At 60.6% G+C, this 9158-nt stretch carries 6 protein-coding genes; all 6 read right to left on the bottom strand.

The window, feature by feature from the left end; translation table 11 throughout:
• Positions 1-145: 145 nt before the first annotated feature.
• On the bottom strand, positions 146-1648 hold the full coding sequence (locus AC1DVH_RS06305) for a diguanylate cyclase (protein WP_477753060.1): 1503 nt from the start codon (positions 1646-1648) through the stop codon (positions 146-148).
• Positions 1649-1895: 247 nt separating this feature from the next.
• Positions 1896-2120 (bottom strand): hypothetical protein, encoded by a 225-nt coding sequence (locus AC1DVH_RS06310; protein ID WP_477753066.1) that lies wholly within the window; start codon positions 2118-2120, stop codon positions 1896-1898.
• A gap of 248 nt (positions 2121-2368) precedes the next feature.
• Positions 2369-3733, bottom strand: coding sequence for a heavy metal sensor histidine kinase (locus AC1DVH_RS06315; protein ID WP_477753061.1), 1365 nt, complete (start codon positions 3731-3733; stop codon positions 2369-2371).
• Entirely contained in the window at positions 3723-4400 is a 678-nt protein-coding gene (locus AC1DVH_RS06320) for a heavy metal response regulator transcription factor (RefSeq protein WP_477753062.1), read from the bottom strand. The genes AC1DVH_RS06315 and AC1DVH_RS06320 overlap by 11 nt, the downstream gene beginning before the upstream one ends.
• 9 nt (positions 4401-4409) lie before the next feature.
• The gene (locus tag AC1DVH_RS06325) at positions 4410-7523 is read right to left on the bottom strand and encodes a multidrug efflux RND transporter permease subunit (RefSeq protein WP_477753063.1); all 3114 of its coding nucleotides are present in this window, start codon (positions 7521-7523) and stop codon (positions 4410-4412) included.
• Complete coding sequence (locus tag AC1DVH_RS06330) at positions 7520-8680, bottom strand: efflux RND transporter periplasmic adaptor subunit (protein WP_477753064.1); 1161 nt, start codon at positions 8678-8680, stop codon at positions 7520-7522. Before AC1DVH_RS06330 ends, AC1DVH_RS06325 begins: the two co-directional genes overlap by 4 nt.
• Between the last annotated feature and the right edge of the window lie 478 nt (positions 8681-9158).

Consider the following 9158-nt stretch of genomic DNA (forward strand, 5'->3'; position numbering starts at 1 on the left):
CTGCCTTCGGGTGGCCTTTTTTTATGTCCGAAGTTTGTAGTGCCTGGGCTGGCCTCATCGCGAGCAAGCTCGCTCCCACAGTGGATTGCATTCCCTTCTAGGAGCGAGCCTGCTCGCGATGACGTCCGTCCACTCAACAAAAAAATCAGCCGGCGCACACCACCCGGTTACGCCCCCCTTCCTTGGCCTGATACAACGCCTTGTCCGCACTGAACAGCAATTGCTCCAGGTTGATATCGCTGCCCGCCGTCCAGGTGGCAATACCGATACTCACGCTCATCGGTCGCTCTCCGGCGTCCACCAGTGGCAGTTTTTGCACCGCCTCGCGGATATGCTCGGCGATCTGCTGCGCGCCTTCACTGCCAGTTTCGGCCAGGACCACTGAAAACTCTTCGCCACCATAGCGAGCCACCAGGTCTGCCGGGCGATGGACATTGGCGCGGATAACCTCGGCCAATGCCCGTAAGGCATCGTCGCCGGCCTGATGCCCGTGCCGATCATTGAAGGCCTTGAAGTGATCGGCATCAATCATCAGCAACGACAACGGCTTGCCGCTGCGCTGCGCACGAAACCATTCATGGCGCAGGGTCTGATCGAGGGATCGACGGTTGGCCACGCCGGTCAAGGCATCGGTGGCCGCCAACTGCGCCAATTCCTGCTCGACATGTTGGCGCAGGCGCAGCTCGCGGCAGAGCAGCCAGGTCAGCCATAACAAACCGATGCACAAAACCCCGGTAGCACCGCTGATCACATAGGCAGTGCGGTTCCAGGTGGCGAACACTTCATCGATGGAAAGGGCCACGATGACGGTCAGCGGCAGGTTGCCGACCCGGGAAAAGGTGTACAGGCGCTGTTGATGGTCGACACTCGACACGCTTTCGAAGGTACCACTGCGCTCCTGCAGCATGCGTACGACGTTGGGGCGGTTGGAGAAGCTTTTGCCGATGGCGTTTTTTTCCCGGTACGGTTTCTGCGCCAGGAGAATCCCGTCATCGTTGATGATGCCCAGCGTACTGCCGGTGCCGATGTCGAGGCTGCTGAACAGCTGGTCGAAATAGCTCATGCGCATCGACGCCACCGCGACCCCCAGAAACTCTCCCGTGGGAGAGGAAATGCGCCGGCTGAAACTGATGCGCCATTCGTCGTTGTCATCGCAGTCGCAGTGCGGTTTGAACGGTCGGCTGATAAACATGCCGGTGCCGCGATTGAAGACATGGGCCAGGAAATAATCGCGGTCAGCGAAGTTGCCCGGTTTCGGCTCGATCAATGATGAGTCGGCCAGCACGTCGCCGTGCTTGTCCAGCAGCAGGATGTCGCCCTTGTAGCGCGCGGTGGTGGAGCGCTCGAACAGCACCAGATGACGGATCTGCGGCGAAACCTGTTTCAGGTCGTCCCGTTGGGCGGCGGCGATCAGACCCTGCAAGGTCAAATCATAGAGCTCGACCGTACGCAGGACATCGGCATCGATCAGTTGCGCAATGGTAGTCGCGCTGCGTGTGGCGGTCTGCTGGGCGTAGGCGTGTTCGCGGATCAGCAGGTAAGTGACGATGCACAGGATCGAGATGACAGTCAGGGTGCTGCCGAGGATCACCATGATCTCGGGTCGCCCGGGCGGGCCTTGAAAATGCGGGGTGCGGCTTGCGGTCATAGGGCTGACGTCTGCTAGAGGGACGTTGTAAGCGTAGTTGCATAAACGTAGCAGCCGAGTGAATCGTTCCTGTTGCTCGAACGATTGATCGATGGCGTGGGCGTCAGTGAGTTTCGTTGCAAAAATTGCAATGAAGGTTGAGTCGCCACTATAAAAAAAGCCGCTGACAGCAGCGGCCTTGAAGACAACTTTTCAAAGGGAAGAGCCGAAGAAAAGTGTCGAGGGAAACGGGAGTGATCGGTGCAGATCAGCTGTCTTTCTCGGCCTGTGGCTGCGCCTGAGTGCTGGATGCTTGCGGGGCCTGGGCGTCTTGCGCAGCCTTGGCGGTCATTTCGATCTGATGCTCTCCGAACGTCGCAGCGCGTGCAGCGTTATGCRCGACGAAAGTCTGCGATTCTTCCGCCATCGCCAAGGGCGACAGGAACAAAGAGGACAAAACGAAAGCGCTGGCAATACCCATACTGTTGGACATCTTTAAAACCTTCTTGCTTGGCAAGTGCTGTTTGGTGCGGGCAAAGATAAGGATATGAGGCGAGGGGAAAAAGAGCGGATTCATGAAAGGACTGTTGCGGTACTAGCAATAGTGGGTTGAGCACACATTTAAGTGCACCTGAATCCAATGTGGGAGCGAGCTTGCTCGCGATAGCATCACCTCGGTTCCGAAGTTGCACCGAGTCGCCTGTATCGCGAGCAAGCTCGCTCCCACAAGGGAATGGGGTTTCAGACGGGCAGATGAATCCCGAAGGTATTCATCCCATGGTCACTGCGCACGAACACATCGCCGCCGTGCATCAACGCTATCGCCTTGACGATGGCCAGCCCCAATCCGTGATTGTGGCCGCTGTTGCTGCGCGAGGCATCGACCCGGTAGAAGCGCTCGAACAGCCGTGGCAGGTGTTCACGGGCAATCGGCGAACCGGGGTTGGCGACGCCGATGCTGACTTGATGCTCCTGGGCTTCGATCCGCACTAGAATCACCTGCCCGGGCGCGGTGTGCTGCACCGCGTTGTTCAGCAGATTGATCAACGCCCGGCGCAGATGAGCGATCTCGATCCGCACTTGTGCGTCACCACTGACCTCAACCCGGACCTGAGCGTCCTCGAGAATGAAATCCAGATACTCCAGGGTCGTGGCCACCTCATCGGCCAGCGAGGTTGAGGTGAGTTTGGTCGCCTTGCTGCCCTGATCGGCGCTGGCGAGGAACAGCATGTCGTTGATGATCGAACGCAGTCGCTCAAGCTCTTCGAGGTTCGATTGCAGCACTTCGAAATAATGCTCGGCAGAGCGTCCGCGGGTCAATGCGACCTGGGTCTGGCCGATCAGGTTGGTCAGTGGCGAGCGCAGTTCGTGGGCGACGTCGGCGTTGAACGATTCAAGGCGCGAGTAGGCTTGCTCGACCCGTTCCAGGGTCGAGTTGAACGAGCTGACGAATTGATCGAGTTCCGGCGGCAACGGTGACAATCGCAAGCGCCCTGAGCGCAACGGTGGGGCCAGGCGCTGGGCTTCCTGGGACAGTTTGATCAGCGGCTTGAGGCCGATCCGCGCCACCCAGTAACCCAATGCCGAGGCCAGCAGCACGCCGACAATCGCCAGGCTGATCAACGCGATCAGCAGTTGATGCTGGGTATGGAAAAACGTTTCGGTGTCGATGGCGATCATGAAGCGCAGTGGTGGGCGCTGGTCCTTGGCCGGGAATTCGCTGACCAGCACTTTCAGCGGATAGGGGCGATCCGGCAAATGCATGTCGCGGGTGCCCAGCGGCCCTTGGGCAAAGGCGCGGATCTGCGGTGTCAGGTTGCCGTATTCGTAGTGTGGATCACCGCTGATGATCCAGAATCTGATGCGCTTGTCTTCTTCGCTCAGCAGATTGAGCTTGTTGTTGATCTTCACCCAATGCTCGGGCGTGCCGTAACGGCCGACCGTGGATTCGAGCACGCTGTAGCGCGCATCCAGTTCGGCTTCCGGCAACAGGCCCAGGCCTTTGTCGACCTGTTGGTACAAAGCCCAGCCGATCAACAGAAAGACCAGAAGCGCCACCAGCGTAAACATCCCGCTTAAACGCAGCGCGATCGAGTTACCGGACACCACGGCTCTCCAGCACATAACCCATGCCACGAATGGTGTGCAGCAGTTTCTCTTCGAACGGCCCGTCGAGCTTGGCCCGCAGGCGTTTGATCGCGACTTCGACGACGTTGGCATCGCTGTCGAAATTGATGTCCCAGACCATTTCGGCGATGGCGGTTTTCGAGAGGATTTCACCCTGCCGGCGGGCCAGAACGCTGAGCAGCGAAAACTCCTTGGCGGTCAGGTCCAGCCGTGCACCGCCACGTGTCGCCTTGCGGCTGATCAAATCTATCCACAGGTCGGCGATGCTCACTTGCACTGGTTCATGGCCACCGCTGCGCCGGGTCAGCGCTTGCAGGCGTGCCACCAGTTCAAGGAAGGAAAACGGTTTGCCCAGGTAATCATCGGCGCCGTCACGCAGGCCTTTGATGCGATCTTCCACGCGCTCGCGGGCGGTGAGCATGATCACTGGTGTTTGCTTGCGCGCACGCAGAGCGCGTAGGACACCGAAGCCGTCCAGGCCCGGCAACATCACGTCGAGGACGATCACCGCATAGTCACTTTCCAGCGCCAGGTGCAGGCCTTCCACACCATCGCGCGCCAGGTCCACGGTGTAACCCTGTTCCGTCAGACCGCGGTGCAGATAATCCGCGGTTTTTTCCTCGTCTTCGATAATCAGAACGCGCATGACCCCGCCTCAGTCTGTGGTCGCCAGCGCCGTATCCGGTGCTGACGCTGGTGGGAGTGTGTGCCGATGGAATAGCCGCTCCAGCCACAAGTATATGACCGGCGTGGTGAACAGCGTCAGCGCCTGGCTCACCAGCAAACCGCCGACCACCGCGATCCCCAGGGGTTGGCGCAATTCGGCGCCGGTGCCGTAACCGAGCATCAGCGGCAGGGCGCCGAGCAGGGCGGCGAGGGTGGTCATGATGATCGGCCGGAACCGTGTGATACAGGCCTTGAAAATCGCTTCTTCCGGCGACAGTCCGCCATTGCGCTGCGCTTCGAGGGCGAAGTCGATCATCAGGATGCCGTTTTTCTTGACGATACCGATCAGCAGCACCAGGCCGATCAAGGCCATGATTGAAAAGTCCTGGCCGCAAATCCACAGCATGATCACCGCGCCGAGGCCCGCCGAAGGCAAAGTCGAAATGATCGTCAGCGGGTGCACGAAGCTCTCGTAGAGCACGCCGAGAATGATGTACACCGCCACCAGTGCCGCCAGAATCAGCCACGGCTGGCTGGCCAGCGAACTCTGGAACGCCTGGGCCGCGCCCTGGAAGTTGCCGCTGATGGCGGTCGGCATGCCGATGTCGGCCTTGGCCTGGTTGAGCATGATCACCGCATCGCCCAACGCCACGCCGGGGGCCAGGTTGAACGACAGGTTGGCCGCCGGGAACATCCCGTCATGAGCGATGGACAGCGGGCCGATGGTCGGCGCATCGAACCTGGCCAGGGCCGACAGCGGCACCATTTCCCCGCTCAGGGGCGAGCGCAGGTAGAAGTAATTGAGGCTCTCGGCCTTGCCGCGTTGCTTGGTGTCCAGCTCCAGGATCACGTTGTACTGGTTGACCTGGGTCTGGAATTCATTGATCTGGCGCTGGCCGAAGGCATCGTACAGGGCTTCGTCGACGTCGCTGGCGGTGAGGCCGAAACGTGCGGCGGCGCTGCGGTCGATGCTGATGTGGGTGATGCTGCCGCCCAGTTGCAGGTCGTTGGAAATGTCGCGGAAGGCCGGGTTGGCGCGCAGTTTTTCCGTCAGGCGCTGGGTCCAGGTGCTCAGGGTCGGGCCATCGTTGCTCTTGAGCACATATTGATACTGGGCGCGGCTCGGGCCGGAGCTGAGGTTGATGTCCTGGCCGGCGCGCAGGTACAGGACGATACCCGGCACTTTCATCAGTTGCGGACGAATCCGGTCGATGAACTGGCTGGCGGAGACATCGCGGTCGCTGCGTTTTTTCAGGGTGATCCAGAAGCGGCCGTTGGCGATGGTCTGGTTGCTGCCCGAGACACCGACGGAATGTGAAAACGTTTCGACTGCGGGATTGGCAGCGACGATTTCGGCCATCGCCAGGTGTTTTTTCACCATGTCGCCGTAGGAAATGTCAGCAGCGGCTTCGGTGGTGCCGAGGACGAAACCGGTGTCCTGGATCGGGAAGAAACCTTTAGGAATGAAGATGTAACCGGCGACGGCCAGACCCAGCGACAAAGCGAACACGCCGATCATCGTTTTCTGATGGGCGAGGGCGTGGCGCAGGCCTTTTTCGTACCAGGCCAACAGACGCTCACCAAAGCCCGGTTTGTCGTGGGCATGATGCACCGGCGCGCGCATGAACAGCGCGGCCAGGGTCGGCGCCAAGGTCAGCGACACCACCACCGAAATCATGATGGTCGAGGTGGCGGTCAGGGCGAATTCCTTGAACAACCGCCCGACCACGCCGCCCATGAACAGCAGCGGAATGAACGCTGCCACCAGCGAGAAGCTGATCGAAATCACGGTAAATCCGATCTCGCCAGCGCCTTTGATCGCGGCCTCGCGCATGCCTTCGCCGGCCTCGAGATGGCGGTGAATGTTCTCCACCACCACGATCGCATCATCGACCACGAACCCCACGGCGACCACAATCGCTACCAGCGTGAGGTTGTTCAGGCTGAAGCCCATCACATACATCAGCGCAAAACTGGCGATCAGTGACACGCCGAGCACTGCCGACACGATCAGTGTGGCCGACAGTTGGCGCAGGAACAGTGCCATTACCGCCACCACCAACATGATTGCAATCAGCAGGGTGATTTCCACTTCATGCAGCGAGGCACGGATGGTCTGGGTGCGGTCGATCAGCGTCTTGACCTGCACCGAGGCGGGGAGCATCGCTTCCAGTGCCGGCAAGGCGGCCTGGATGCGGTCCACGGTCTCGACGATGTTGGCGCCAGGCTGGCGGAAGATCACCAGGTTGACCCCCGGTTGCGAGCCCGCCCAAGCCTGGATGTAGGCATCTTCCGAACCGTTGACGACTTTGGCGACATCGCGCAGATGAACCGGTGCACCGTCCTTGTAGGAAACAATCAGCTGGCTGTAGTCCTCCGGGTGAAACAACTGGTCGTTGGTGGACAGGGTCGAGATGCTCGACTCCCCGTACAGCGCACCCTTGGCCAGATTGAGGCTGGTCTGCTGGATCGCCAGGCGGATGTCGGCGAGGGTCAGGCCGATGGCCGCGAGCTTGTCCGCCGAAACCTGGACGCGGATCGCCGGACGCTGCTGACCGGTGATGACGACCTGGCCTACACCGTCGACCTGACTGAGCTGACGGGACAACAGGGTTTCCGTCAGGTCACTGAGCTCCGGGCCGGGCATCAGCGAGGAGTTGACGCTGAGTATCAGCACCGGGCTGTCCGCGGGGTTGACCTTGCRCCAGGTCGGCAGGTTCGGCATGTCCTTGGGCAGCTTGCCCGCGGCAGTATTGATCGCCGCCTGCACTTCCTGGGCGGCGGTGTCGATGCTTTTGTYSARGGTGAATTGCAGGGTCAGSWTGGWCGAGCCCAGKGCRCTGCTSGAGGTCATCTGGGTTACGCCGGGAATGGCACTGAATTGCACYTCMAGRGGCGTGGCCACSGARGAAGCCATGGTTTCCGGGCTGGCGCCGGGAAGTTGCGCGGCCACCTGGATGGTCGGGAATTCTGCCTCCGGCAACGGCGCTACCGGCAGGCGCGGAAACGCTATGACACCCAGCAGCACCAGGGCGAACGTCAGCAGGACCGTGGCCACCGGGTGGTCGATGCACCAGGCTGAAACCGAACCATGGCCCTTCATTGCGCCGCCTCCGATCGCACCACTTGCGGCGGCTCGGTCAGCACTTGCACGGTAGCGCCGGGCTTGAGCCGCGACTGACCATCGCTGACCAGTACATCACCCGGTTTCACACCCTTGATGATGTCCTGGCCGCTGCCTTGATAGACCATCTGCACCTGCACGGCTTCGACCTTGTCGCCATTGACCCGGTACACGAAGTGCTGGTCGAGGCCGCGTTGTACGACTGTCGGCGGCACCACCAGCGCATCTTTATCCAGGGCTGTCTGAATCTTTATCGTCACCAGCAGGCCCGGCCAGAGCTTCTGTGCGTCGTTGTCGAATTCGGCCTTGGCGCGGATGGTGCCGGTGTTGGCGTTGATCTGGTTGTCGATCAGGGTCAGGTGACCTTCGCCGAGCAGGTTGCCGGTTTCGCCGTCGGTGTCGGCACCGATGTAGGCCTTTACCTGAGTGTGTTGCGGGTCGTTGATCAGGCCTTGCAGGGTCGGCAGCATTTGCTGCGGCAGGGAGAACTCCACGGCGATCGGGTCGATCTGGGTCACAGTGAACAGGCCCTTGGTGTCGGTCATGCGCAGGAAGTTGCCTTCGTCCACCGTGCGAATACCGACACGGCCGCTGACCGGTGAGCGAATTTGTGTGTAGGAAAGCTGTACCTCGGCGGAATCAATCGAGGCCTGGTTGCCTTGGGCGGTGGCCTTGAGTTGGTTGACCAGGGCTTGTTGCTGGTCGTAGGTCTGCTTGGACACGCCGTCGTCGACACTCAGCAGCTTGTAGCGCTTGAGGTTGACTTGCGCCACTTGCAGTTGCGCCTGGCTTTCGCCCAGTTGTGCCCGGGCCTGGTCGAGACTGGCGCGGATCGACCGGTCGTCGATGGTGGCCAGCAGGTCGTTTTTTTTCACCAGTTGGCCTTCCTTGACCATGATTTTGGTGAGAATGCCGTCGATTTGCGGGCGGACTACGACGCTGTGCAGGGACAGCACAGAGCCGATGCCGCTGACGTAGCGCGGCACGTCTTTTTCGGCTACGGCGACCACGCGCACGGGGATGGCGGTGGGGGTGGCGAGTTTGGCCTTGGCCGGTTTGTTGGCGTACCACAGGCCCAGCGCTGCCAGGACGATCAGAAGGGCGACGAGCAGGGCGGATTTTTTCTGGATTCGCATGCGAGTGGGGCGCCGGGGCTGGGTAGACGGTTGGTATTTTCCTTTATAAACCTGTTTGCCGGTCAGGAGGGTGACGGCTAACTGACGGCGCTGTCAGTTTGGGGTTTGGCCTGGTCTTGGCGGCCTCTGGGCCGACCATGTTGTGGGTGACCGTGTACATATCCGTTTCTTCGGTAATGGCGGCTATCGGTTCCGCCCTTACGGCGGGTCACTTGGAAAAGCCCCAAGTAACCAAGGGCTCTTGCCCCTGACGTTCGGTGCCTCGCCTAGGCTCGGCATGCCCTCGCTCCGGTCTTGCTCCGTGGGCCCGCCGCCATCGGCCATCCATGGCCCAGAGTGTGTAAAAACTGGTTCAAACATCGTCGACACTAGCGCCGACGATGTTTGGCTGGCTAACTACACCTAAAGCGCTCTTCGTAGCTCCAGCCCGCTTTTAATGCCACCAGTAACGCTTCTCAGCTCGTCCATCGGGCAAAAC

The sequence above is a fragment of the Pseudomonas sp. P4_C3 genome, assembly GCF_056402075.1.